Origin of the sequence: Marinospirillum celere, assembly GCF_900112235.1 — a bacterium.
GTDB classification, from domain to species: Bacteria; Pseudomonadota; Gammaproteobacteria; order Pseudomonadales; family Halomonadaceae; genus Marinospirillum; species Marinospirillum celere.
The window spans coordinates 340,776-364,202 of record NZ_FOLH01000002.1 but is presented as its reverse complement, the minus strand read 5'-3'; the positions used below and the strand labels follow the sequence as shown (position 1 = coordinate 364,202).

At 51.1% G+C, this 23,427-nt stretch carries 22 protein-coding genes and 1 other RNA gene; 3 read left to right on the top strand and 20 right to left on the bottom strand.

Going from position 1 to position 23,427, the window contains the following annotated elements; genetic code table 11:
- Window positions 1–88: 88 nt before the first annotated feature.
- From ftsA to rsmI, 15 genes are all read right to left on the bottom strand, one after another.
- On the bottom strand, window positions 89–1,351 hold the full coding sequence (ftsA, locus tag BM185_RS06300) for a cell division protein FtsA (RefSeq protein WP_091960903.1): 1,263 nt from the start codon (window positions 1,349–1,351) through the stop codon (window positions 89–91).
- A 69-nt stretch (window positions 1,352–1,420) separates the two neighbouring features.
- Window positions 1,421–2,110, bottom strand: a complete 690-nt coding sequence (locus BM185_RS06295; protein WP_143089490.1) for a cell division protein FtsQ/DivIB — start codon at window positions 2,108–2,110, stop codon at window positions 1,421–1,423.
- A gap of 16 nt (window positions 2,111–2,126) precedes the next feature.
- On the bottom strand, window positions 2,127–3,074 hold the full coding sequence (locus BM185_RS06290; protein ID WP_091960898.1) for a D-alanine--D-alanine ligase: 948 nt from the start codon (window positions 3,072–3,074) through the stop codon (window positions 2,127–2,129).
- A 21-nt stretch (window positions 3,075–3,095) separates the two neighbouring features.
- Complete coding sequence (gene murC, locus BM185_RS06285) at window positions 3,096–4,529, bottom strand: UDP-N-acetylmuramate--L-alanine ligase (protein WP_091960896.1); 1,434 nt, start codon at window positions 4,527–4,529, stop codon at window positions 3,096–3,098.
- On the bottom strand, window positions 4,530–5,621 hold the full coding sequence (gene murG, locus BM185_RS06280) for an undecaprenyldiphospho-muramoylpentapeptide beta-N-acetylglucosaminyltransferase (RefSeq protein WP_245751714.1): 1,092 nt from the start codon (window positions 5,619–5,621) through the stop codon (window positions 4,530–4,532).
- Window positions 5,618–6,820: a putative lipid II flippase FtsW gene (gene ftsW / locus BM185_RS06275; RefSeq protein WP_245751712.1), complete on the bottom strand. Its 1,203-nt coding sequence runs from the start codon at window positions 6,818–6,820 to the stop codon at window positions 5,618–5,620. The genes murG and ftsW overlap by 4 nt, the downstream gene beginning before the upstream one ends.
- Window positions 6,796–8,145, bottom strand: coding sequence for a UDP-N-acetylmuramoyl-L-alanine--D-glutamate ligase (murD, locus tag BM185_RS06270; RefSeq protein WP_091960893.1), 1,350 nt, complete (start codon window positions 8,143–8,145; stop codon window positions 6,796–6,798). Before murD ends, ftsW begins: the two co-directional genes overlap by 25 nt.
- Window positions 8,146–8,165: 20 nt before the next feature.
- Window positions 8,166–9,248 carry a phospho-N-acetylmuramoyl-pentapeptide-transferase gene (gene mraY / locus BM185_RS06265; protein ID WP_091960891.1) on the bottom strand — a complete coding sequence of 361 codons (1,083 nt, stop codon included), beginning with the start codon at window positions 9,246–9,248 and terminating at the stop codon, window positions 8,166–8,168.
- 96 nt (window positions 9,249–9,344) lie between these two features.
- Entirely contained in the window at window positions 9,345–10,706 is a 1,362-nt protein-coding gene (locus BM185_RS06260; protein ID WP_091960887.1) for a UDP-N-acetylmuramoyl-tripeptide--D-alanyl-D-alanine ligase, read from the bottom strand.
- Window positions 10,703–12,217: a UDP-N-acetylmuramoyl-L-alanyl-D-glutamate--2,6-diaminopimelate ligase gene (locus BM185_RS06255; RefSeq protein WP_091960884.1), complete on the bottom strand. Its 1,515-nt coding sequence runs from the start codon at window positions 12,215–12,217 to the stop codon at window positions 10,703–10,705. The genes BM185_RS06260 and BM185_RS06255 overlap by 4 nt, the downstream gene beginning before the upstream one ends.
- 2 nt (window positions 12,218–12,219) lie before the next feature.
- Window positions 12,220–13,932, bottom strand: a complete 1,713-nt coding sequence (locus BM185_RS06250) for a peptidoglycan D,D-transpeptidase FtsI family protein (protein WP_091960882.1) — start codon at window positions 13,930–13,932, stop codon at window positions 12,220–12,222.
- Window positions 13,929–14,261, bottom strand: a complete 333-nt coding sequence (gene ftsL / locus BM185_RS06245; RefSeq protein ID WP_177203491.1) for a cell division protein FtsL — start codon at window positions 14,259–14,261, stop codon at window positions 13,929–13,931. Before ftsL ends, BM185_RS06250 begins: the two co-directional genes overlap by 4 nt.
- A 1-nt stretch (window position 14,262) precedes the next feature.
- Entirely contained in the window at window positions 14,263–15,243 is a 981-nt protein-coding gene (rsmH, locus tag BM185_RS06240; RefSeq protein WP_091960876.1) for a 16S rRNA (cytosine(1402)-N(4))-methyltransferase RsmH, read from the bottom strand.
- A gap of 23 nt (window positions 15,244–15,266) precedes the next feature.
- Window positions 15,267–15,621: RNase P RNA component class A (rnpB, locus tag BM185_RS06235), an RNA gene on the bottom strand.
- Between the two features lie 33 nt (window positions 15,622–15,654).
- Window positions 15,655–16,572 (bottom strand): 16S rRNA (cytidine(1402)-2'-O)-methyltransferase, encoded by a 918-nt coding sequence (rsmI, locus tag BM185_RS06230; protein ID WP_091960873.1) that lies wholly within the window; start codon window positions 16,570–16,572, stop codon window positions 15,655–15,657.
- Window positions 16,573–16,645: 73 nt separating this feature from the next.
- On the opposite strand from rsmI, the gene BM185_RS06225 reads away from it, so the two are divergent.
- From BM185_RS06225 to BM185_RS06215, 3 genes are read left to right on the top strand one after another with little or no spacing between them, the layout of a single operon-like run.
- Window positions 16,646–18,430 (top strand): penicillin-binding protein activator, encoded by a 1,785-nt coding sequence (locus BM185_RS06225; protein WP_177203490.1) that lies wholly within the window; start codon window positions 16,646–16,648, stop codon window positions 18,428–18,430.
- A gap of 6 nt (window positions 18,431–18,436) precedes the next feature.
- Window positions 18,437–18,811, top strand: coding sequence for a YraN family protein (locus BM185_RS06220; RefSeq protein ID WP_091960868.1), 375 nt, complete (start codon window positions 18,437–18,439; stop codon window positions 18,809–18,811).
- Window positions 18,812–18,825: 14 nt separating this feature from the next.
- Window positions 18,826–19,416 carry a phosphoheptose isomerase gene (locus tag BM185_RS06215; protein WP_091960862.1) on the top strand — a complete coding sequence of 197 codons (591 nt, stop codon included), beginning with the start codon at window positions 18,826–18,828 and terminating at the stop codon, window positions 19,414–19,416.
- Between the two features lie 3 nt (window positions 19,417–19,419).
- Here BM185_RS06215 and BM185_RS06210 read toward each other — a convergent pair whose 3' ends face one another.
- The 5 genes from BM185_RS06210 to petA all read right to left on the bottom strand — a co-directional run bounded on the left by BM185_RS06210 (window position 19,420) and on the right by petA (window position 23,249).
- Window positions 19,420–19,848, bottom strand: coding sequence for a ClpXP protease specificity-enhancing factor (locus BM185_RS06210; protein WP_091960859.1), 429 nt, complete (start codon window positions 19,846–19,848; stop codon window positions 19,420–19,422).
- Between the two features lie 18 nt (window positions 19,849–19,866).
- On the bottom strand, window positions 19,867–20,490 hold the full coding sequence (locus tag BM185_RS06205) for a glutathione S-transferase N-terminal domain-containing protein (protein WP_091960856.1): 624 nt from the start codon (window positions 20,488–20,490) through the stop codon (window positions 19,867–19,869).
- 133 nt (window positions 20,491–20,623) lie between these two features.
- A complete protein-coding gene (locus BM185_RS06200; protein ID WP_091960854.1) occupies window positions 20,624–21,388 on the bottom strand; it encodes a cytochrome c1 in 765 nt (254 codons plus the stop codon).
- The gene (locus BM185_RS06195; RefSeq protein WP_091960851.1) at window positions 21,388–22,647 is read right to left on the bottom strand and encodes a cytochrome b; all 1,260 of its coding nucleotides are present in this window, start codon (window positions 22,645–22,647) and stop codon (window positions 21,388–21,390) included. The genes BM185_RS06200 and BM185_RS06195 overlap by 1 nt, the downstream gene beginning before the upstream one ends.
- Complete coding sequence (gene petA, locus BM185_RS06190) at window positions 22,647–23,249, bottom strand: ubiquinol-cytochrome c reductase iron-sulfur subunit (RefSeq protein ID WP_091960848.1); 603 nt, start codon at window positions 23,247–23,249, stop codon at window positions 22,647–22,649. The genes BM185_RS06195 and petA overlap by 1 nt, the downstream gene beginning before the upstream one ends.
- Window positions 23,250–23,427 lie beyond the last annotated feature (178 nt).

The window sequence follows — 23,427 nt, the reverse complement described above, 5'->3', positions numbered from 1 at the left end:
TTGCACTAGACTAACAAATACAGCAAGCAGAATAAAAGCTGAGCAGCACAAAATTCCTGCCAAAACAGAGTGCTTGAGCTGTTTTTTACTAAAACTGGCGTTGGAACCAGCGCTTGACTCTACTTAAGGTTGTTTCGTATTCAACTTCACCAGACTGACCCTCGTGTCGATAGCCACCTTCGGGTAGCGCCTCACTATCACCGCGCTGCAGTGCATAATGCAGCAAACCCACACCTGTAGAGTAGATGGGATTGCTGACAACATCATTCAAACCAGCAACAAACTGAGGGCTGGCCAAACGCACAGGAGCGTGAAAAATTTCTTCAGCCAGCTCCACTGCACCTTCAATTTTTGCTGTGCCACCGGTGAGCACTATCCCTGCCGCGATTCGGTCTTCAAAACCACTTCTGCGCAGCTCGGACTGTATCAAGGTAAACAGTTCATCATAACGCGGCTCAACCACTTCAGCCAAAGCCTGGCGTGACAACTCACGTGGCGGACGATCGCCTACACTGGGCACCTTAATCATTTCATCAGGGCCTGCCAACTGTGTCAGGGCACAAGCATACTTGATTTTGATGTCTTCAGCATGCAGCGTTGGTGTGCGTAGCGCCATAGCTATGTCATTGGTTACCTGGTCACCGGCAATGGGAATGACTGCGGTATGACGAATCGCGCCCTCAGTGAAAATGGCGATATCGGTTGTACCCCCACCGATATCCACCAGACAGACGCCCAGTTCTTTTTCATCTTCTGTTAATACAGCATAGCTGGAAGCCAACTGTTCAAGAATAATATCTTCAACTTCCAGCCCACAGCGGCGCACACACTTTTCAATGTTCTGTACGGCGTTAACTGCACAGGTCACCAAGTGCACCTTGGCTTCGAGGCGAACCCCAGACATCCCCAAGGGTTCCCGAATACCTTCCTGACTGTCGATTGCGTATTCCTGAGGCAGAATATGAATAATTTTCTGGTCAGCGGGAATGGCCACCGCTCTTGCTGCATCGATAACCCTTTCCAGATCAGCTTCACCCACTTCACGGTCACGAATAGCAACAATGCCGTGAGAATTCATACTGTGAACATGACTGCCAGCAATACCGACGTAAACTGAATGTATCTCGCAACCAGCCATGAGCTCAGCTTCTTCAACGGCTCGGCGTATGGATTGCACAGTAGAGTCTATATTGATGACGACACCTTTTTTCAATCCGCGGGATGGATGTGAGCCCAGGCCAATAACCTCCAATTTACCCTCGGGGGTACGCTGCCCGACAATAGCAACAACTTTGGAGGTACCAATATCCAGCCCGACAACCAGACTACCAGGATTAGACTCTTGTGCCATGATGTAGGAATACTCCCTAATTTATAACTACAGACTTATAATCTGCAGTCATCTTTTATTAATCTTCTGTTACTGCCAACCAACTGCAAGACCATTCGGATAGCGTGCATCTATTTTTTTTATCTGAGCCTGCTCTTCAGGCATCCACTGGTTCCAAGTCCAGATAAAACGATTAATTCGTTTCTCTATATTATCACGCCCCAGTAAAAGTGTAACACCATCCGTTAACTCAACACGCCAAGCACCTCGCGGCTCAAGCTGAATTTCAGAGATTCTCAGATCACTTTCCTGAAAAGCCTTATTTAAATATTGATAAAATTCCAGAAGACTATTCAGGTTTTCAGGCTCACTGTATAAATGCAGCGACAGTTCCAGGCTTTCCCAATTAGCAGGGAAAAAGATTTCACCCTGCTTATCCAAAATACCGTCTTCGTTCCAATTTGCCCAAGCTTGACGTTCAATCAACTGCATATCAATCTGATCAGGCCAGCGTCGGGTAATAACAACTTTTTCAAGCCAGGGGTCCTGTTCTAGCTCCTCACGCAGGCCAGCAAGATCAACTCGCCAGAAAGGGGCTGCAAGCCAGGGTAAGGCATGTTCTTGCAATCTATGCTGGTCAACATAGCGTACTTCACCATAAATGGATACCTGGCCGACTGGGCGCGCCAGCATCCAATTCAAAGCATAGGCAGCCAGTAAGATCAAAACCAGCAAAGGAACCAGGGCTTTGAGCCACTTTAGAACCAGGCTTGTCTGCATCGGAGTTGCTGAAAAGTCAGTGGCCACTGAAAACCTTGAGCCTTGCAGAACACAAAAGGGTTAAAACCAGTTCTTCAAAGCTCATGCCATTAAAAGCAGCTGCCTGGGGAACCAGGCTAAGATTAGTCATACCCGGACTGGTATTCACTTCCAGGAGCCAGGGCCGCCCTTCTGCATCAACCATGATATCGACGCGCCCCCAGCCTTCACAGCCAACGGCCTGATAGGCTTTAAGGGCAAGCTCCTGCAAGGCCTGTTGCTCTTCATCGGGCAACCCGCTGGGCAGGAGGTATTGGGTATCCCCAGTCACATACTTGGCGTTATAGTCATAAAAAGCATGACTGGTTTGCAGCCCAATCACTGGCAGCGCCTGATCACCCACGATGCTGACGGTAAATTCAGCACCCTGGATATAACGCTCGGCCAAGACCCTGGCATCATAGTGACTGGCTTCTTCCCAGGCGGCCTTAAGATCGGCAGCCGAATCCACTTTACTCATTCCCAGGCTGGAACCCTCGTGTGCAGGCTTGACCATTATCGGGAGTCCCAAGTGTTCAACAACTTGCTCAGGGTCAGACTCGGGTGTCAGCAAACAAGAAGCAGGTGTTGGCAGGCCTTGCCCCAACCAGACCTGTTTACACTTGTATTTATCCATAGCCAGGGCTGAAGCCATAACATCACTTCCAGTGTAGGGCACGCCCAGCCATTCCAATGCCCCTTGTATGCAGCCATCTTCACCGCCCCGACCATGCAGAGCAATAAAGGCCCGATCCATGGGTTCAGCAAGTAATTGCGCCAGGGCATTCTTACCCAAGTCCAACCCAAAAGCATTGACACCCTTTGCTTGCAGCGCTGCCAAAACAGCCTGACCGCTTTTCAAGGACACTTCACGTTCTGCAGAACAGCCCCCCATCAGAACAGCAACACGACCCAACGCTTTAATTTCTTGCTCAGTGGCAGACATCCGCAACTCCGAATTCTTTTTTTATTTCATATTCACAAAAGCCAATTCACTTCTCGCTAGGCGCTGGGCAAGTCCACCAATATCACCAGCACCCTGAGTCAGAAGAATATCATCAGGGCGCAAAACATCAGCCAGTACCGTTTCCAATTCAGCCGGATCATCAATAAACAAAGGATCCACTTTACCTCGCTGGCGAATAGAGCCACTCAGGTTGCGGCCATCAGCACCAGAAATCACGGCTTCTCCGGCAGGAAAAACATCCAGCAGAACCAGGGTATCCACGCCGGACAATACCTTAACAAAGTCTTCGTAAAGATCACGTGTGCGTGAATAACGATGCGGCTGATAGAGCATCACCAGACGCCGCTCTGGCCAACCTTCCCTAACGGCTTTAATGACGGCCTCAACTTCACGTGGGTGGTGGCCATAATCATCCACCAGCATAATCTCACCCCCAGGAACTGGAAAATTACCCAGTTGCTGAAAGCGTCGACCCACGCCCTGGAAATTACGCAAGCCCTGCACGATATGCGTATCGGCAATACCTTCATCAGTGGCTACTGCAATAGCCGCAAGGCTGTTTAAGACATTATGGCGTCCAGGACTGTTCAGAGTAATTTCCAGATCAGGAAGCTCCTTGGGGCGTTTGACCCGAAAACTGATTTCACGCCCTTTTTGACAAAAATCGACAGCAACAAAATCGGCTTGATCGGAAAAACCATAGGTAAGCACGGGTCGGCCTATGCGCGGCATTATCTCACGGACAAACTCATCATCGATACAAACCACCGCCAAACCATAGAAAGGCAAGTTGTGCAAAAACTCAACGAAGGTATTTTTGAGTTTTTCAAAGTCACCACCATAGGTCGACATATGGTCAGCATCGATATTGGTGACTATGGACACCATGGGCTGAAGGTGTAAGAACGACGCATCCGACTCATCGGCTTCAGCAACCAGATAGCGGGATTCACCCAAGCGGGCATTGGTTCCAGCCTGTGTTAGTTTACCGCCAATGACAAAAGTCGGATCTTGCCCTGCTTCTGCAAGAATTGATGCGATTAAACTGGTGGTTGTAGTTTTACCATGAGTGCCGGCCACAGCAATACCATGGCGAAAACGCATCAATTCAGCCAGCATTTCTGCACGGCGAACAACAGGGATACGTGCTTCAAGGGCGGCCGCAACTTCCGGGTTGCTTTCATTGATAGCAGTTGATACAACTACCACATCCGCACCCTTAACATTTTCTTGCTGATGACCAAGTGCAACCTGGGCACCCAGCTGGGTCAGGCGCTCTACTGCGGGCGATTGCTTGAGGTCGGAACCACTCACCTGATACCCCTGAGTTAACAATACTTCAGCAATTCCACACATGCCTGCACCACCAATACCGACAAAGTGCAAATGACGTATACGCCTCATAGTAGGTACTTGGTAGGGGAATTCAGTCATTTATTCATCCTTCAAAAGCTGTTCAATCATGAGTGTTGTTGCTCTGGGTTTGGCAAGCTGTCGAGCTTTAACTGCCAAAGCTTGTAGCTGGTTGCGCTGCCCCAGTTCATTACTTAGAACCAGCGCCAGCTTCTCTGCAGTAAAGTCTGTTTGGGGTATCAGCAGGCCTGCTCCAGCATCAGCAAGAAAACGGGCATTATGCGTCTGATGATCATCAACCGCAAAGGGAAAAGGCACCAGCAGGGAAGCAACGCCCGCTGCGGCAACTTCCGAAACGGTTAATGCCCCTGCTCTGCAGATCACCAGGTCAGCCCAGCTAAAAGCAGCGGCCATATCGGTGATAAAAGCGGTAATCTCTACGGATGACAGGTCCTCCAAATGCGCCTGATAGGCGAGTTCTGTGGCCTCCACCTTGCCAGCACCCGCTTGATGCCTAACTTGAGGTCTTTCATCTTCAGGCAAGAGAGCAAGAGCCGCCGGTAGCGTCTGATTAAAGACCTGAGCACCCAAACTGCCGCCGATCACCAGAATACGCAAAGGACCGTCACGGTCCGCATAGCGCTGCTCAGGTTCAGCAATTGACAAGAGTTCCTGTCTGACCGGGTTACCAATGCAACTAACTTTAGGTCCAGGTGGAAAAGCATTCGGAAAAGCGGTAAAGACTCGTTTGGAAAAATCGGCCAGACGTCGATTAGTCAAGCCTGGCAGTGCATTTTGTTCATGAATATACAGAGGAATACCCAGTAGCCTTGCCGCCAAGCCGCCTGGACCACTGGCAAAACCACCAAAACCCACCACTCGCCCGGGCTTTAGGCGCTTAAGAATCCTAAACGCCTGCCAGAGTGCTGCCAAAAGTCGAAAAGGTGCTGCCAACAAGGTTAACTTACCCTTACCCCGCAAACCCTGAATACTCAGCCCATAAAAGTCGATTCCGGCCGCAGGAACCTGTTCGGCCTCCATCCCCTTCAAACTACCCAACCAAGCCAGACTTTGCCCTTGCTCTTCCAGTGCCCGGGCCAGCGCCAAAGCCGGAAAAATATGGCCACCTGTTCCCCCGGCCATAATCAAATTATCAATACCTCTGGCTTTCACTTGGCTTTTAACTCCTTAGCTTGACGACGAATTTCCAGATCAGCACGAAACACCAAGCCGAGCATGATTCCACTGGCCAAAAGGCTACTGCCACCATAGCTGATCAAGGGTAAGGTCAAACCCTTGGTCGGCAGTAAGCCAGTGTTCACACCCAGATTGATCAGTAACTGGACAGCAAAAATAACACCCAGGCCATAGCACAAATAGGCCGCATAAAAATGCCCCACCTTTTCACCTCGGCGGGCAATCAAAAAAATACGCGCGATCATCAGCCCAAAAAGCCCCAGCGTTAACAAGGCACCCAGCAAGCCCAACTCTTCGGCAAGAATCGAAAAAATAAAATCGGTATGGGCTTCTGGCAGATAAAACAGCTTCTGGACACTATTACCCAAGCCCAACCCTGTCCATTGTCCGCGACCAAAGGCAATCAGTGCCTGGGTGAGCTGATAGCCAGAATCAAACTGCCTTGACCAGGGGTCGGTAAAACTGATCAGGCGTTGCATCCGATAGGGCTCAATAACTGCAATAAGGGCCAAGGCAGCAACAGCCAAAAACAGAACCAACAGAAAATGGCTAAAGCGTACGCCGGCAAGAAAGACCATCCCCATAACAGCAGCCATAACCACAACCAGGGCACCATAGTCCGGTTGAGCAATCAGCAGGCCACCATAGAGAACAACCAGTACCAGAGGCTTAATAAAACCGCTAAAGGTTTCGCGCACACTTTGAAGATGGCGCACCAAATAACCGGCCATATAAATCAGCAAGAAAATTTTGGCTATTTCTGATGTCTGCAGGTTAAAAGGCCCTAGGCTAATCCAACGGGTACTGCCATTGACCTCACGACCGATAAACAAGACCACAACCAACAACAAAAAGGCCAACATCAAAAACCAGTGGCCATTGAAGCGGCTGAGTGATAAAGGAATACAGCTAACCACCCAGGCCGCAATAACTGCCAGGAAAATAAAGGCGCTCTGGCGAAAAGCAAAGTATTGTGGCGAACCCGTCCAGGCTTCAGCAATGGCAACCGATGCCGAGCTGACCATGACCCAACCCAGCAACAAAAGAGCAATGGCAGAAAACAGCAGCCAGGCATCAACCGGCGTCTTGCCGACCTCAGGGCTGGCTAACAGGCTGCGGACCCGCTCTAGCAAGCCCCGGTAGCCAAGGCTCAAGCGGGTAAGTGTTGCACGCACTGGACAAACACCTCGCCACGTTCAGCATAACTGGTAAATTGATCAAAACTAGCGCAAGCAGGAGCAAGAAGAACAGCGTCTCCTTCTTTGGCTTGCTCGGCCAGCAGTTTAACTGCTTCACTGAGGCTATCAGCCTTCCAACTGGGCAGCCCGATAGGCAGATGCTCGGCAAGCAGGTTCGCATCCCGACCGATCAAAGCAATGCCGGCTACCGGGGCCTGTAAAGCCTGGTTCAAACTAGAAAAATCCTGGCCCTTACCTTCCCCACCCATAATCAGCCAAAGCTTTGCATAGCTCTGATTTAGTCCTTGAATAGCTGCCAAGGCAGCCCCCAAATTTGTTGCTTTGGAATCATTGATATAGTCAACGCCTTGTTTAGAGGCAATCTTTTGGCAACGATGAGGTAAACTCTGGAAACGGCGAATTGCCGGAGCCAAATCTGCCAGAGGAATAGCTGCTGCAGTCAGTAGGGCTAAGGCCGCCAAAACATTAAGCAGGCCATGCTCTCCCGCCAGAGGCACTGTATCCAGCGTAAACAGAAGTTGTTTGCCCTGCGCTATCCAGGTTTGTCCGGCTTCGACTCGCAAGCCCAAATCCTTTTCACCCGGCGGCTGATCCAGTCCAAAGCTAATCGGAGTCGCCAGCTGACCATGAATAGGACGGGTCCGTTCATCCTCGCGGCTGAAAATAACATGACGGGCATGGTGAAAAATGCGCTGCTTGGCAAACACATAGTCATCCATACTGGCATAGCGATCGAGATGGTCTTCACTAATGTTCAGTAAGGCTGCCCCCTGAGCCTTCAGGGAAGAGGTGGTTTCCAGCTGAAAAGAAGAGAGCTCAAGAACATAGAGATCCGGATCAGGAGCAGCCAGTAAATCCAGGGCAGGCACACCGATATTGCCACCTACGGCCACTTGCAGGCCTTGAGAGGCGGCCAGCTCACCCACCAACGTGGTTACTGTGCTTTTCGCATTGGACCCGGTAATAGCCAGCACCGGCTTACGGGCTGCACGACTAAACAACTCTATATCGCCCAGCAATTCAACCCCTTCAGCCTTGGCCTGCTGGATGGCTGGCTCTTCAAGGCTGACACCCGGGCTAACCACCAAATGGGCGGCCTGACATAAAAGTTCAGGGTCCAGGGGGCCCAGCCAAATTTCTGCATCTGGAAAGGCCTCTTCAAAAGCCTTTAATCCAGGTGGATGCAGACGGGTATCCGCTATGGCAAAAGATCGCTGTTGCTGTGCCAGGTAACGTGCAACAGACAGGCCAGTTATGCCCAGCCCCAGGATCAGATATTCTGTTTCAGTCTTGCCGGACATCCCGCCTTTTACCTCTTCAATTAACGCAGTTTCAGTGTTGATAGGCCAATCAGTACCAGCACTACGGTGATAATCCAAAAGCGCACGATTACCCGAGGCTCTGGCCAGCCCTTCAGTTCAAAATGGTGATGCAACGGGGCCATCCGAAAAACCCGCCGCCCAGTTAACTTGTAGGATGCCACCTGCAAAATAACCGATAGGGTTTCGGCAACAAAAATCCCGCCCATGATAAAAAGCACAATTTCCTGGCGCACTATCACCGCAACCACACCCAGGGCAGCACCCAAGGCCAGAGCCCCTACATCACCCATAAATACCTGAGCGGGATAGGTGTTAAACCAGAGAAAGCCTAGACCAGCGCCGATAATGGCTGCACAAAAAACCACCAACTCACCGGAGCCAGGCACGAAAGGAATCAGCAGATAGTTAGCAAAGTTCACGTTACCCGCTGCATAAGCAAAAATACCCAAGGCGCCGGCAACCATAACTGTTGGCAAAATCGCCAACCCATCCAAACCATCTGTTAAGTTAACCGCATTACTGGAACCAACAATCACCAGGTAGGTCAGCAGAATAAAAAACACGCCCAGCTCAAGAGTGTATTCTTTAAAGAAGGGGAAAATCAGCTGGGTTTCAGCAGGCACCTGAGCGGTGGAAAACAACAAATAGGCCGCCAGGAAGCCCACAATGGACTGCCAGAAATACTTCCAGCGTGCAGGCAGGCCGCGAGGATTCTTTTCAACGACTTTACGCCAGTCATCAACCCAGCCGATGGCACCAAAACTCAGGGTAACTCCTAAAACAATCCACACAAAACGATTGCTCAAATCAGACCAGAGCAGGGTACTTAAAGCGATGGATAAAAGAATCAGTGCCCCACCCATGGTTGGCGTACCAGCCTTGGATAAATGGCTTTCCGGGCCATCATCACGCACTGCTTGTCCGATTTGGCGGCTGGTCAAACGTCCTATAACCCAAGGCCCCAGCAAAAGGGAAAAAGCCAAAGACGTCAAAACGCCCAGAATGCTTCTCAGCGTCAGGTAATTAAAAACATCAAAAACAGCAAAATATTGGGCAAGATATTGAGTTAGCCAGAGCAACATGAAGGGTTATCTTTTCTTTGAGTGTTTTAACAAAATAAAACCACCAGGAAGCCTCTAAGTGCCTTGAAAAAAGGCATCAACTGCTTCCTGACCGCTTTACGCCCCTGTTTCTTCCTTACGCAGCAAAGTCACCAGTAGATCCATGCGAGCACTACGCGACCCCTTCACCAACAAACAGGTTTCCCTATCCAAGTGAGGTTTCAAGGCCTCGGCCAAGGCCGAATGATCAGCAAACACCCTGGCCTCTTGTCCAAAAGCGCTGGCAGCAGCCTCAGCGGCTCCGGCCAGAACATAGAGCCCATCCAGCTTTTGCTCCCGCGCATAGCCTCCCAACTGACTGTGGATGGCCGCACTGGCATCACCCAGCTCCGCCAAAGCCCCCAATGCTAGTAAACGCTTACCCGGCAAGCTGGCGAGCAGGTCTATCGCAGACTTTACTGCACCGGGACTGGCATTGTAACTATCATCTAGCAGAAGGGCATCACCATAAGCGTTGATTCTCTGTAACCGGCCTTTTACTGACTGCATTTCAGCAAGGGCCTGAGCCTGAACTTCTAACACGATACCCAGGTGACCCGCCAGGGCCATACTTGCCAGAGCATTCGACAGATTGTGTCGCCCAGGTAACGCTAGGTGAACAACTTGCCTCCCCCAGGGAGTCACAGCCGTAAACTGGCTGTTGCCCAAAGCATCTGTGTGCAGGTCTTCAGCCCGGACATCCCCCTGCCGAATACCAAAGCTTGTTATAGGACAAAGACTTTGCTTTCGCCAGAAATCAAAAAACACATCTTCCGCATTCAAGACACTCACGCCATCATTGGGTAGCCAGGCCAGCAACTCCCCCTTCGCCTGGGCAATGGCTTCAAGGCTGCCAAACTCACCCAGATGGGCTCCGGTGACATTGGTGATCACACCCAAATCAGGCCGGGTTAAAGATGCCAGATAATCAATTTCTCCCAGGTGGTTAGCCCCCAGTTCAATGACCGCTGCCTGGTGCTGAGGCTCCAGGCTTAACAGGGTTAAAGGTAGGCCTATCGCATTATTCAGGTTACCCGGCGTTGCCAGTACTGAGCCTCGATCCAAACGCAGCATGGCAGCCAACATTTCTTTAACTGTTGTTTTACCGCTATTACCAGTTACACCTACCACGGGCCCTTTAAAAGCCTGCCTATTCCAGGCAGCCAATTGCCCCAAAGCCTGCAAACTGGAAGCCACCTTAACCTGGGGCAAGGGGTCGTCCACCCAGCGCTCAACCAGGGCGGCACTGGCACCAGCTTCCCTGGCCGCAGCGATAAAATCATGTCCATCAAAACGAGGGCCCTGCAAGGCAACAAATAAAGCCTGATCGCTAGTTTGCCGGGTATCTGTCACCACCCGGCAAAAAGTGTTTTCCTGCGCCCCTCTGATTTGACCGTCAAGCAACCCGGCCAGGAAATCCAATGTTAGGCTTTGCATCATGACTTGAGCCGCTCCTGCAGAAGTGTTCTGGCAACCTCTTGATCAGAAAAAGGCAGGCGCTGTCCGGCAATTTCCTGATAGTCCTCATGCCCCTTACCGGCAATTAACACCAGATCTCCGGCTTTAGCCTCGGTCAGGGCCCAACTTAGTGCTTCTTTACGATCAGCAATTTCTTTTGCATCCGGTGCTTCGCTGAGGAGTTGCTGGCGTATTTGGGCTGGATCTTCGTTACGCGGATTGTCATCGGTAATGACCAGTCGATCCGCTCCCTCTCTCGCCACTTTAGCCATCAGTGGGCGCTTACCCTGATCACGATCACCACCGCAACCAAACACACAAAACAGCAAACCCTGAGTATGGGGGCGCAAAGAAGCCAGGGCCTGCTCCAAAGCATCAGGGGTATGGGCGTAATCAACAACCACTCGAGGAAGAGTCCGAGAAGCCGCCGTTTCCGGGAAGCGAAGCTGCTCCATACGCCCAGTCACCGGTTGTAACTGGGTTAAAGCAGGAAGCAGTTGCTCAAGTGAGTGTCCTTCACTCAACAAAACAGCTAAGGCCGCCAACACATTGGCTAAATTAAAACGTCCTAGAAGAGGCAAGTGCAAAACATAGCTTTGTTGCTGCCAAACCAAGCTGGCCTCAAACCCTTGATCCGAGTAGGTATAGTGCGCGAGAAAAAGATCAGCTTCCGGTTTTTTCAGGCTAAAGGTCAGGGTTTTAGCTACTGAGGAACTGGCCACCAGCTTTTCGCCCAATAGAGCATCATCCAGATTGATCACTCTGGTTTGCAGCTCAGGGCGGGAAAACAACCGGCTTTTTGCTGCTGCGTAGGCTTCCAGGGTCTGGTGATAATCCAGATGGTCACGGGTCAGGTTAGTGAGTACACCAGTGCTGATCGGTAAAGCATCCAAACGTCCCTGATCCAGTGCATGGGAAGAAGCTTCCAGGCAGACCTGTTCTATACCCTGATCCATCCAATCCTGGTAAAGCTGATGCATACGCAATAAATCAGGGGTCGTATGGCTTGCTGGTTGCAAAGCATCCAAAGGGCCATAGCCCAGGGTGCCCACCAAGGCCACTTTTTGGCCGAGCTGCTGACGTAGTTGCGCCAGAAAATGAGCCACTGAGGACTTGCCATTGGTACCCGTAATGGCAGTCGTGTTCAGCGCGGCATAGTCTCTGCCAGTCGAGACTGCCAATAGCTGGCCGAGATGTTTTTGCAGGTCCGGTAGAGTCAGTTGCCAGGTATCCGCTTGCAGGCGAGTCAAAGCCAGGGGGCCTTGGTTAACCAAAAGGCTGGCTCCCTTATCTCTGGCCACCTGAAGATAATCCATCCCTGATTGAGTGACTCCCTGCAGAGCAAAAAATACGCTGCCTGCCTTAACTCTGCGGCTATCGGCTGTTAAATGCTCAATTTTGGGAAGTTTTTCGGAAAAACCCTGGAGCTGGGGCCAGATAGCCGACCAGCAGGTTAAAGGCTGGATTCTCACAGAGAGCTTCAGCTCACTCATCTTCAGTTCTCTCCATTGACACTTGAATTCTGCAAGGGGTCCGTATTATCTGGTGGCACATCCAGAATACGCAGGGCATGGCCCACTACACGGCTAAATACGGGAGCCGCCACTTCGCCACCAAAATATTCCTGCCCCTTGGGACTATCAATCATGACCACTGCAACCAATCTGGGGTTACTGGCCGGTGCTATACCGGCAAAAGTGGCCAAATAGTCGCCGGACCCATAACCCTGGGCACCCAGTTTATGGACCGTTCCTGTCTTACCAGCAACCCGATAACCGGGAATGGCAGCCCGCCTGCCGGTTCCTCCCGGTTCGGTTGCTCTTTCCATCATTGCCACAACCTGGCGGGTGACTTCAGGATCAAAAATCTGGGTACTGGAAGGCTCATGCACTTTTAGCAGGGAAAGCGGATGCAGACGCCCCTGGTCGGCTAAAACCATGTAAGCCTGGGCCAGCTGCCCCAAACTCATAGATAGCCCATAGCCATAGGAAAGCGTTGCTCGTTTGATTCGGCTGATATTAAAACTGCCGGGCAAGACACCCGAAGCTTCACCAGGAAAACCGGTTCCTGTTGCCCGACCAAAACCCAAGGAATCATAATAATTGATAAGCATTTCATCAGGCAGTTCCAGCACCATCCGAGAGACCCCTATGTTGCTGGAATGGGTCAGAATACCCGCCAGTGACAATTCACCATAGTTTCTAAAGTCACGTATGGTTTGTCCAGCCAGGCGCATCACACCAGGCGAAGTATCTATCCTGTCATCCACATCAAAAACGCCCGATTGCAAAGCAATGGCAATGCTAAAGGGCTTAATGACCGACCCAGGTTCTATGAGATCAACCAGAGCACGGTTACGGATGCCGGAAGGGTTTAAATTTGCCCGGTTATTCGGGTTATAGGAGGGCTGGTTGACCATCGCCAAAACTTCACCGGTTTTGGCGTCCAGCAACACCAGGCTGCCGGAAACTGCTTGATGCTGCTCCACTGCAGCTTTCAGTTCGCGGTAAGCCAGATACTGAAGGCGTAAATCCAGGCTCAACTCAAGAACCTGACCGGGCTGGGGCGGATTCAAGGTTGCCAGATTTCTAATCGTTCGGCCCCGGAGGTCTTTTAAAACGCGTTTGCGACCTGGGGTGGCTTCCAGCCAGTGATTCCAGGCCAACTCCAGGCCTTCCTGCCCCTGCTCATCAACATTGGTAAACCCTACCAAGTGAGCTGCCACCTCACCACTGGGATAGTAGCGCTTATATTCATCCAGCGCATAGAGTCCGGGAATTTGCAGGCTTAGGACAGCTTCCGCCAAATCAGGAGTCACTTGGCGCTGCAGGTACATAAACTCTCTGGAGGCAAAACGCTGTAAGCGCCTGGTTAGTTGCAGCGAAGAAATATTCAGACGCTCAGCCACCTGACGAATCACTTCTGCATCTGCAGGAAACTGCTGAGGATTGATCCAGAGGGTGGCAACAGGTGAGCTAACCGCCAGGGGTTCGCCATGACGGTCGGTGATCATGCCCCGGTAAGCGGGAATTGGCTCCACCCGCAGTGTTCGCACATCACCTTGGCGTTTAAGAAATTCGCTCTCAAAAAGATGCAGCTGTACCAAACGGCCGACTACAACCAAGAGCAGGGCGGCCAATACCAGCCAGACTATCCTGATTCTCCAGGCTGCGGCTGCCTGAAGCTGTACCCCTGAGTCCTTGTTCACTGAATAACCCTGATGTCCAGATCGGAAGTTTCCGGTAAGCGGAGCTGAAAGTGTTCACTAGCCAGCTGCTCCAGCCTCACCGGTGTAACCAGTACGCTCTCTTCCAGCAAGAGCCTTCCCCACTCAACTTGAAGCGCATCCCTCTCTCCTTCCAAGGTCTGCAAGCGTACCTGTTGCGACCGAGCCTCATGGGTTACCTGGACCAGCAGATGGGCACTAATAACCAGCAAAACCAGCACCAGGGCCAGTATTCTGACAGGCCAACTGGTGTTTTTGAGAAGCTGTATCCCTTCCCGAATAAGTGGGCGAAAAGGTAAAAGCTGGGACACCTCAAGGAACCTCTGGCAGTTTTTCAGCAGCTCGCATCACTGCACTACGTGCACGTGGATTGAGTTTAACCTCTTCTGCACTGGCTTTCACGGCTTTTCCAAGAGGTTTCAGGCGACGTTTAAGTTCATCTTCCCTAAAGGGGACTCCAGGTGGCAAATGGCTGTCTCCCTTTGCGGCATCGCGGATAAAACGCTTAACCATTCGATCTTCCAGCGAGTGAAAACTAATCACCACCAAACGGCCACCGGGTGCCAAAAGATCCAGGGCCTGGCTCAACAAGCGCTCCAGGTCTTTCAATTCTTGGTTGATATGGATGCGTATACCCTGAAAGGCACGGGTTGCAGGATGCTTGTGTTTTTCCCAGCTCGGATTGGCGGCTTTGATGATTTCAGCCAATTGGCCGGTTCGGGTAATCGGTGCTTCTTCACGGGCACGAATCAAAGCCCTGGCCATCCGCCTGGCATGACGCTCTTCACCATAATGAAACAGAACATCGCTTATCTCAGCCTCTTTTGCTGTTGCCAGCCAGTCTGCAGCGCTTAGACCTTGACTGGTATCCATACGCATATCCAGAGGGCCATCCTGCATAAAACTGAAGCCACGTTCAGGATCATCCAACTGCGGCGAGGAAACGCCTAAATCCAGCAAGATGCCCTGCAGACCCTGGCTGATCCCTGCCTCTTCAAGGCAGAGAGGCAAATCAGCAAAGGAAGCATGATGGATGGAAAAGCGTGAATCCTCGGCTGCCAACTGACGGCCAGCCGCCAAGGCCCGAGGATCCTTATCGATACCAATCAAGCGACCTTTCGAGTCCAGCTTTTCCAACAGCAGACGACTGTGACCACCCCGACCAAAAGTGCCATCCACATACACCCCTGAAGGATCAGAACACCAGGCAGCAACGGCTTCCTGTAATAACACCGTAAGGTGTTGATGATCGGTTGAGGCAAGGGGGTTAACGGACGCTGAATGGGTTGACATAGTTGGCTCGGTATTAAGAAAAAGTGGGAAGTCGGCCTATAAGCCGGGTTCTGTCGAGGACAGCCATTCCTCTAGGCGCTGGATCACTCCAGCGCTCAAGCAACCTACCCGAACCCAACGCGGGCCACGCCTTTAGGGTTCCTATTTGGTCTTGCTCCAGGTGGGGTTTACCCTGCCACGGTGTGTTGCCACCCGCGCGGTGCGCTCTTACCGCACCTTTTCACCCTTACCTGTGCCTCGAAAGGCCATCGGCGGTATATTTTCTGCGGCACTTTCCGTAGGCTTGCGCCCCCCAGGCGTTACCTGGCACCCTGCCCTTTGGAGCCCGGACTTTCCTCCCCCGCTGCAAGCAGCGGCAGCGACTGTCCGGCCGACTTCCGAGCGCAAGGATATAGACAAACCCGATGCGGCTCAAGCCTTGCCTGCAGCTTCCTGCGCCAGCATCCAAGCATACAGCGGTTTCTTTTTAACACCAGTCATTTTAGCGACCAGGGCACAGGCCCGCGAAGGTGGCATTTCATTTTTCAATTCCCCCAGCCATCGACAGGCTTCAGACCAGTCCTCGGCATCCTGCACCCCCTGATAGCCTTCAACCATCACCACCAGCTCTCCGCGCTGCTGATTACTATCTGCCTGAACCTGCTGCAACAATTCAGCAAGGGGCGCATGAAGAAAAGTCTCATAGCGCTTGGTAATCTCCCGAGCCAGGCACGCTGGTCGTTCACCGCCCAAGACATCCACCATAGTTTGCAGACTCGCCAGGATGCGGTGAGGGGATTCATAAAAAATCAGAGTGCCCTGCTGCAGCTTCAACTCTTCCAGCTGCTTGCTGCGTGCCTGAGATTTGGCCGGTAAAAAACCAGCAAAGTAAAAACGGTCGGTCGGCAGGCCCGCTACACTCAAAGCCGCAATCAGTGCACTAACACCAGGAATGGGCACCACTGAAAAGCCTCCCGCTCTAACCTGCCGAACCAGCGAATAGCCAGGATCAGAAATCAGAGGCGTGCCTGCATCAGAAACCAAAGCCAGGCTTTCACCTCGCTCAAGAAAACTGACCAGCTGTTTACTACGAGCTTCTTCATTGTGATCATGCAAGGATATCAGCGGGCTTTGGATACCAAAATGCTGTAGCAGCTTTTGAGTTAAACGCGTATCTTCGGCTGCAATTCGATCAACTTGCTGTAAAATAGTCAGGGCTCTGGCTGTCATATCATCCAGGTTGCCTATGGGTGTCGCCACTACGTACAAACAGGCCTGTTTTTTGGTATGCTCAACAGATTCATTAACTGACTGTGGAGCCTGAACAGTCGGAGAGCTATTGCGGGTCATTATCGAAGGATCATCCAGGGTGTTAAACAAATTATCAGCTCATCGTCCGATGCTTTTGCTTCTGGTTGTATTTATGCTTCTAGTCGGCTGTGCCACTGCGCCCCAGCCTTCAGAAGAAGCCGAAGACTTGGCTATTAGCCACCAGGACCCAGAAGTTGAAGCACAACTACTCAGGCTGGAAGCTGCTCAGATTCTAGCACAGGAAGGTAACTATCAGCAGAGCCTGGAACTGGTGCAAAGTATTCAGTTGCACCTGCTGCCTGCCGAGGAGCGCTGGCGGCTTTTGGTCCTGGCCGCTGAAAATGCCCTGGCTCTGGATGATGGGCGTCAGGCTCTACGACAAATTAACCGTATCAGTCAAAGTCTTGAGCAAACATCGCTTGAGCAGGAATATCAGCTTGCTGGTTATCGATCCGCGGCTTTTGAAATCACTGGGCACTTTGTCGCGGCCCTTCAGCAAAGCTATAGCCAAACCCTAATAGCACCTAATCTTGAAAAACAAGAAGAAGCTCAAAATCGCCTTTGGCAGCAACTTAACCAACTGAGTGGTGAGCAGCTCAACAACCTAGTCAGCCGTGAACGCCAAGCAGGGCTCAGAGGCTGGATAGAGTTGGCCCAAGTACGTCAGCAGACCACTGAAAACTTTGAAGCCTTTCAAAGCCTAATGGATAACTGGACGGAGCGCTGGCCAAACCATCCCGCTCGCCAAAATCTCCCTGAAGACCTGGAGCTGCTCGCCGAACTCAGCCGACGTCAGGTTCAGCATCTGGGGGTTTTCCTGCCCTCATCCGGGCCCCTTGCCGAAGCTGCCCAGGCCATACGCAATGCGTTGATTGCGCGGCACATCCGTGCCGGTGAAGAGGGGCAGTTTCAACCCCAAATCAGCTTTTATGATACCCAGTCAGGCAGCTTGGACGAGCTTTATCAACAGGCCAAAAGAGATCAGGTTGAAGTGATCATCGGCCCCCTCGCCAAATCACGCGTTGATCTCCTGGAGCGGCGTTCAAACCTACCCCTTCCCACACTGGCTCTAAACTATGGCAATGATCCTGAATTCCCAAACCGCGATCTTTTCCAGTTTGGACTCTCCGCTGAAAATGAAGCCCGCCAGGTTGCTCAAAAGGCATGGCAAAGCGGTTTTAGACGAGCGCTAAGCCTGACACCTGAAGGTGATTGGGGGACTCGTGTGGAAGCCAGCTTTATAAAAGCCTGGGAAGAACTGGGTGGTGAAATCACCCACACCCGCCAGTATGGCGAAGGACGTAGCCTGGATTCTGCATTACGTCAGCTACTGGAAGTTCAGTTAAGCCAGCAACGCCACCAAAATCTAACCCGTCTTCTCGGTCAGCGCCCCCATTTTGTTGCCCGGCCCCGTGAAGACAGTGACTTTCTTTTCCTGCACGCCAATACAGCCACTGGACGCCAAGTAAAACCAGCCCTAAGCTTTCTTCTCGCTTCTGGCCTTCCGGTAATGGCAACTTCTTCTATCTATTCAGGCACTCCCAATCCTTCGCAAGACAGGGATATGAATGAAATTGCTTTTGCCGATATCACCTGGTATTTGGCCCCTGAAGACGAATTGCAAAAGCGCATTCGCGAAGCCTGGCCGAGCAGTATGAATCGCTATGGGCGTCTCTATGCAATGGGTGTCGATGCCTATCTGCTTGCTCAACGCATGGAACTCTTGGAAGCCTTGCCTGAGTCCCGCCTTGACGGAGCAACTGGACGCCTGGGTCATCAACACCGCAGAATTGAACGTGAACTTCAATGGGCCCAATTTATAGCAGGACGCCCTCAACCACTGCCTGAAAATGCTTTCGAACAGCAACAACTGGTTGATCAATTGATATTGGACTAATGCAGGATGCAAGAGATTAAAAAGCCAACACAAAAACAGCTCCAAGGACAGGCAGCAGAAGAAGCCGCCTGCCAATTTTTGCAGGCACAGGGCTTAAAACTGCTGAAACGCAACTTTCTATGCAAACTGGGGGAGCTCGACCTGATCTTTCAGGATAGAGACTCCCTGGTCTTTGTTGAGGTACGCTTTCGGAAAAACAACCACTTTGGCGGTGCAGCAGCCAGCGTAACGCCAGCAAAACAACTTAAACTTAGACGAGCCGCTCAAGTCTATTTACAACAAGTGGGTAGCACCCTTCCCTGCCGCTTTGATGTAGTGGCGATGACTCATGACCAGCAGGCGCAGCTAGTCTGTGAAAACTGGATCAAAAATGCTTTTTAATCAGGTTGGTAACTATGGATCTTAATGCAAGAATAACCCAACATTTTCACGCAAGCATCGACACCAAAGCTGAAGCCAGCCAAGTGTTGCCCCCTCAGATTGCCTTTGCCAGCCAGATGATGGTGGAAACACTACTAAATGAAGGAAAGATCTTGGCTTGCGGTAATGGCGGCTCAGCAGGTGACTCGCAACACTTTTCATCAGAAATGCTTAACCGATTTGAGCGTGAGCGACCCAGCTTGCCAGCGATGGCCCTGACCACCGACACCTCAACCCTGACTTCAATTGCCAATGACTATAGTTTCAACGAAGTCTTTTCCAAGCAAATACGCGCTCTGGGCCAGCCAGGCGATATCCTCCTGGCTATTTCCACCAGCGGTAATTCAGGTAATGTTATCCAGGCGATACAAGCAGCTCACGAAAGGGAAATGCGCGTGGTAGCCTTAACCGGAAAGGAAGGCGGGGATATGGCAGCGCTCCTGACGCCGGATGACTGCGAAATTCGTGTTCCCAGCCAGGTCACAGCAAGAATCCAGGAAGTACACCTACTGGTCATTCATTGCCTTTGCGACCTGATTGATGAACAGCTTTTTGGGGGCGCTTAAGCCTTATTTAACCACCTTCAAATGAGAGGCCTGCCTAGAAGCAGAAGCTGGGGCCTCCTCACTGGCTGCAGAGGGGCTTTCACTAGAAGCCTCCTCTTCCTCCAGGGCTTCCTCCACTCCCGGCTCCTGACCAAAGACCATTCCAGCGCCATTCTCTCTAGCGTAGATAGCAACCACAGCCTCCATAGGAATGTAGAGCTGCCGGGGAACACCCCCAAAGCGTGCACTAAAAGTCAGCGCCTCGTTACTAATTTCCAGGCCACGAGTTGCGGTATCAGAAATATTCAATACTAATTGACCTTCCTGAACCTGTTCTCGCGGCACCTCAACACCGGGCAAGTCAGCCGCAATGATTACATGCGGCGTCAGATGGTTGTCCAACAACCACTCATAGAGGCCACGAAGCAAATAAGGACGGCTAGAGCTTGTCATAGATTTTACCTTCTAAATTCAGCGCATTTCTTTTTCAGCTTCAGAAAGACTTTCCAGAAAACCTTCACGGTCAAAAGATCTTTCCATGTAGTCAATCAAGGGCTTAATCTGCTTTTCAGGCAACTCAATACCAAAGTGCGGCAGACGCCACAAGATAGGCAGTACACAGCAGTCGACCAAGCTGAACTCATCACTCATAAAAAATGGACGGTCAGTGAAAATAGGGGCAACCCCAATGATGCTCTCACGCAATTCCTTTCGGGCTTTATCCGCTTTCTTTCCTTCTTCAGAAACCAGAGTATCAACCAGCGGACTCCATTCACGCTCTATGCGATGCAGCCAAAGGCGGCTTTGTGCGCGCGCAACTGGGTAGACTGGCAAGAGGGGCGGATGAGGAAAACGCTCATCCAAATACTCCATCATGACCTTGGATTCATAAAGCACCAAATCCCTGTCCAGTAGTGTTGGCAAACTATTGTAAGGATTAAGATCAGCCAACTCCTCTGGTTTGTTATTGGGGTTGATGTCCAGCAAATCAACAGTTACGCCCTTCTCTGCCAAAACTATACGTACACGATGGCTGTAGTGATCACTTCCATCTGAAAAGTAAGTCATGGAAGAACGTTTGGTGACAACGCCCATTGATAATTCCTCACTCTACAAGTAGCCCATAACTATAACGTCTTGGGACCAGAAATAGCAAAAAGCGCACGGTCATCCGCACGCTTTCTGCCAAGTTCACTGAGCAGGCAACCCTAGGAGCTGCCCAAAAGAATCAGTGTTTAATGTCACGCCAGTATTCTTTCTTCAGCAAGTAAGCAAAAATGAAGAATACAAAAATGAACACCAGCACCTTGGGACCCAGACGGTCACTTTGGTATTTGCTGGGCTCAGCGACGTAAACCATGAAGTTGGTCAGATCATAAACCGCCTGATCATACTCAGCAGGAGACAGGCTACCTGCACGTACTTCACTAAAGCAGTCACGTGGATCAGCCACCGTTCCCTTTAGTGGATCAGTGGTTTTAACTTCCACTTCATTGGGATCACAAATCAGTTCATATTCACCCTGGAGGTGGACCAGCGGATGAGGCATACCGATATCGGCGAAAACAGTATTGTTAACACCGAAAGGACGGCCTTCCTCAACATAGTAACCACGCAGCAGGCTGTAGATGTAATCAGCACCGTGTGAGCGGGTAATCAAGCTCAGATCAGGAGGCGCCGTACCAAACATGGCTGCACCGTCTTCACGAGTCAAACCATTTAACATGTGATCATTGTAAGCCAGCTGAGGACTCAAAATCAGATTCTCCTCAATGACATCCTGAGGAATACCCAGATCTTCAGCAGTCCTTGAAAAACGCTGGTGCTCAGCAGTATGACAACCCATGCAATAGTTCACGAAAAGACGTGCCCCATTGTGCAGGGATTCAAAATCATAGAGATCCGGTTTCATGGAATCCAGTTTACCGGAAGGTGCCGCCATAACCAGGCCCGGCACCAGCGCAATAATCATTGCCAGTAATAGTTTTTTCATTAGCCGGTCACCCTTTCTGGAGGAGTTTTGCATTTCTCAATCCTGGTGTAGAAAGGCATCAGAATGAAGTACAAGAAGTAGATCGCTGTACAAATCTGAGCAACAACTGTCCGAATTGGTGTTGAAGGCAGAGCACCCAAAACACCCAGCACGACAAAACTGATGCAGAAGAGTATCAAGGCAAGCTTACTCATCCAGCCTTTGTAGCGGATAGAGCGCACAGGGCTACGATCCAGCCAAGGCAGTACAAAAAGAATAGCGATCGCTGCACCCATAAAGACCACACCAAGGAATTCAGCTTCCAGACCAAAGAGCGAGAAGGTTATCGCGCGCAGGATGGCATAGAAGGGCGTGAAGTACCAAACAGGGGCAATGTGATCCGGTGTTGTCAGTGGATCAGCCGGAATAAAGTTCGGATGTTCTATGAAGAAACCACCCATTTCTGGGAAATAGAAAACCACGATGGCAAACACAAATAGGAAGACAGCCACACCCACCAAGTCTTTAACGGTGTAGTAAGGGTGGAAAGGAATACCATCTTTAGGTACGCCGTTTTCATCCAGATTGTCTTTTATTTCAACACCATCCGGGTTGTTAGAACCCACTTCATGCAGAGCAATAATGTGCAGAACGACCAGACCCAAAATAACGATGGGCAGAGCAACCACGTGCAAAGCAAAGAAACGGTTTAGAGTAATACCCGAAATCAGATAATCACCACGTACCCACTGAGCCAGGTCAGGACCAATCAGCGGAATCGCAGCAAACAGGGAAATGATAACCTGGGCACCCCAGTAGGACATTTGTCCCCAAGGCAGCATGTAACCCATAAAGGCTTCAGCCATAAGGGCCAGATACAGACACATACCGAAAATCCAGATGAGTTCACGTGGTTTTTGGTAGGAGCCGTACATCATGCCGCGCAGCATGTGCAGATAGATAACCACGAAGAACGCAGAAGCGCCAGTGGTATGCATATAACGAAGCAGCCAACCATATTCAACATCACGCATGATGTATTCCATGGAAGCAAAGGCACCCTCGGCAGAGGGGTTGTAACTCATGGTTAACCAAATGCCGGTAATGATCTGGTTAACCAGAACCAACAGGGCTAGCGAGCCAAAGAAATACCAAAAGTTAAAGTTTTTAGGCGCATAGTATTTGCTGAGGTGATCTTCCCACATCTGAGTTGCGGGAAAGCGGTCATCGATCCACCGCATTAATCCTTTTTCAGCCTTAGCGCGATTCGGGTTACCCATTAGGCGTTCTCCTCATCGACACCGACAATGATGGTGTAGTCGTCCTCAAACATATAGGGAGGCACCTCAAGATTACGGGGTGCCGGCTGGTTCCGATAAACGCGGCCAGCAAGATCGAAGCGCGAACCGTGACAAGGGCAGAAGAAACCACCCAGCCAATTAGAGCCCAGATCATTCGGTGCCACATCAGGGCGATAAGTAGGAGAGCACCCCAGGTGGGTACAGATACCAATCACCACCAAAAACTCACGCTTACGTGAGCGGTGTGGGTTACGCGCATAATCAGGCTGCATGTCGCTACTATGACTATCAGACTGAGGATCACGAATCCTATCTTCTAGCTGCTCAAGGCTCGCCAGCATTTCTTCAGTACGGTGTACGATCCAGACAGGACGACCGCGCCATTCGACGGTCATCTGTTGTCCGGGCTCCAGCCTGGAAATATCAGCCCTGGCCGGTGCACCTGCAGCACGCGCCCTGGCACTGGGATTCCAGGAGGCAACGAAAGGTACCGCCACCCCGACTGCGCCCACCGCCCCTACGACGGATGTCGCACCAACGAGGAAGCGTCGCCGCCCCTTGTTCACGCCATCATTACTCATTGAAGGTTCTCCCCATCTACAAATAGTTTATTCAGGCAACGCAAGTGTATCCCGAATCTTTTCTAAATAGATGTAATATTAAAAAAAAGCGCCGTCCAAAACAAGAAAGCCCTGCTTATCCTTGCTAGTGAATTAGTGGTAGGGCTTATTGTCGCAGCAAAAAAAAACGCCTAACCAA

Coding starts and splice junctions, on each gene's coding strand:
- ftsA (WP_091960903.1), bottom strand. CDS start 1,351: ATGGCACAAGAGTCTAATCCTGGTAGTCTGGTTGTCGGGCTGGATATT.
- BM185_RS06295 (WP_143089490.1), bottom strand. CDS start 2,110: ATGCAGACAAGCCTGGTTCTAAAGTGGCTCAAAGCCCTGGTTCCTTTG.
- BM185_RS06290 (WP_091960898.1), bottom strand. CDS start 3,074: ATGTCTGCCACTGAGCAAGAAATTAAAGCGTTGGGTCGTGTTGCTGTT.
- murC (WP_091960896.1), bottom strand. CDS start 4,529: ATGACTGAATTCCCCTACCAAGTACCTACTATGAGGCGTATACGTCAT.
- murD (WP_091960893.1), bottom strand. CDS start 8,145: ATGTCCGGCAAGACTGAAACAGAATATCTGATCCTGGGGCTGGGCATA.
- mraY (WP_091960891.1), bottom strand. CDS start 9,248: ATGTTGCTCTGGCTAACTCAATATCTTGCCCAATATTTTGCTGTTTTT.
- BM185_RS06260 (WP_091960887.1), bottom strand. CDS start 10,706: ATGATGCAAAGCCTAACATTGGATTTCCTGGCCGGGTTGCTTGACGGT.
- BM185_RS06255 (WP_091960884.1), bottom strand. CDS start 12,217: ATGAGTGAGCTGAAGCTCTCTGTGAGAATCCAGCCTTTAACCTGCTGG.
- rsmH (WP_091960876.1), bottom strand. CDS start 15,243: ATGTCAACCCATTCAGCGTCCGTTAACCCCCTTGCCTCAACCGATCAT.
- rsmI (WP_091960873.1), bottom strand. CDS start 16,572: ATGACCCGCAATAGCTCTCCGACTGTTCAGGCTCCACAGTCAGTTAAT.
- BM185_RS06225 (WP_177203490.1), top strand. CDS start 16,646: ATGCTTCTAGTCGGCTGTGCCACTGCGCCCCAGCCTTCAGAAGAAGCC.
- BM185_RS06220 (WP_091960868.1), top strand. CDS start 18,437: ATGCAAGAGATTAAAAAGCCAACACAAAAACAGCTCCAAGGACAGGCA.
- BM185_RS06215 (WP_091960862.1), top strand. CDS start 18,826: ATGGATCTTAATGCAAGAATAACCCAACATTTTCACGCAAGCATCGAC.
- BM185_RS06210 (WP_091960859.1), bottom strand. CDS start 19,848: ATGACAAGCTCTAGCCGTCCTTATTTGCTTCGTGGCCTCTATGAGTGG.
- BM185_RS06205 (WP_091960856.1), bottom strand. CDS start 20,490: ATGGGCGTTGTCACCAAACGTTCTTCCATGACTTACTTTTCAGATGGA.
- BM185_RS06200 (WP_091960854.1), bottom strand. CDS start 21,388: ATGAAAAAACTATTACTGGCAATGATTATTGCGCTGGTGCCGGGCCTG.
- BM185_RS06195 (WP_091960851.1), bottom strand. CDS start 22,647: ATGGGTAACCCGAATCGCGCTAAGGCTGAAAAAGGATTAATGCGGTGG.
- petA (WP_091960848.1), bottom strand. CDS start 23,249: ATGAGTAATGATGGCGTGAACAAGGGGCGGCGACGCTTCCTCGTTGGT.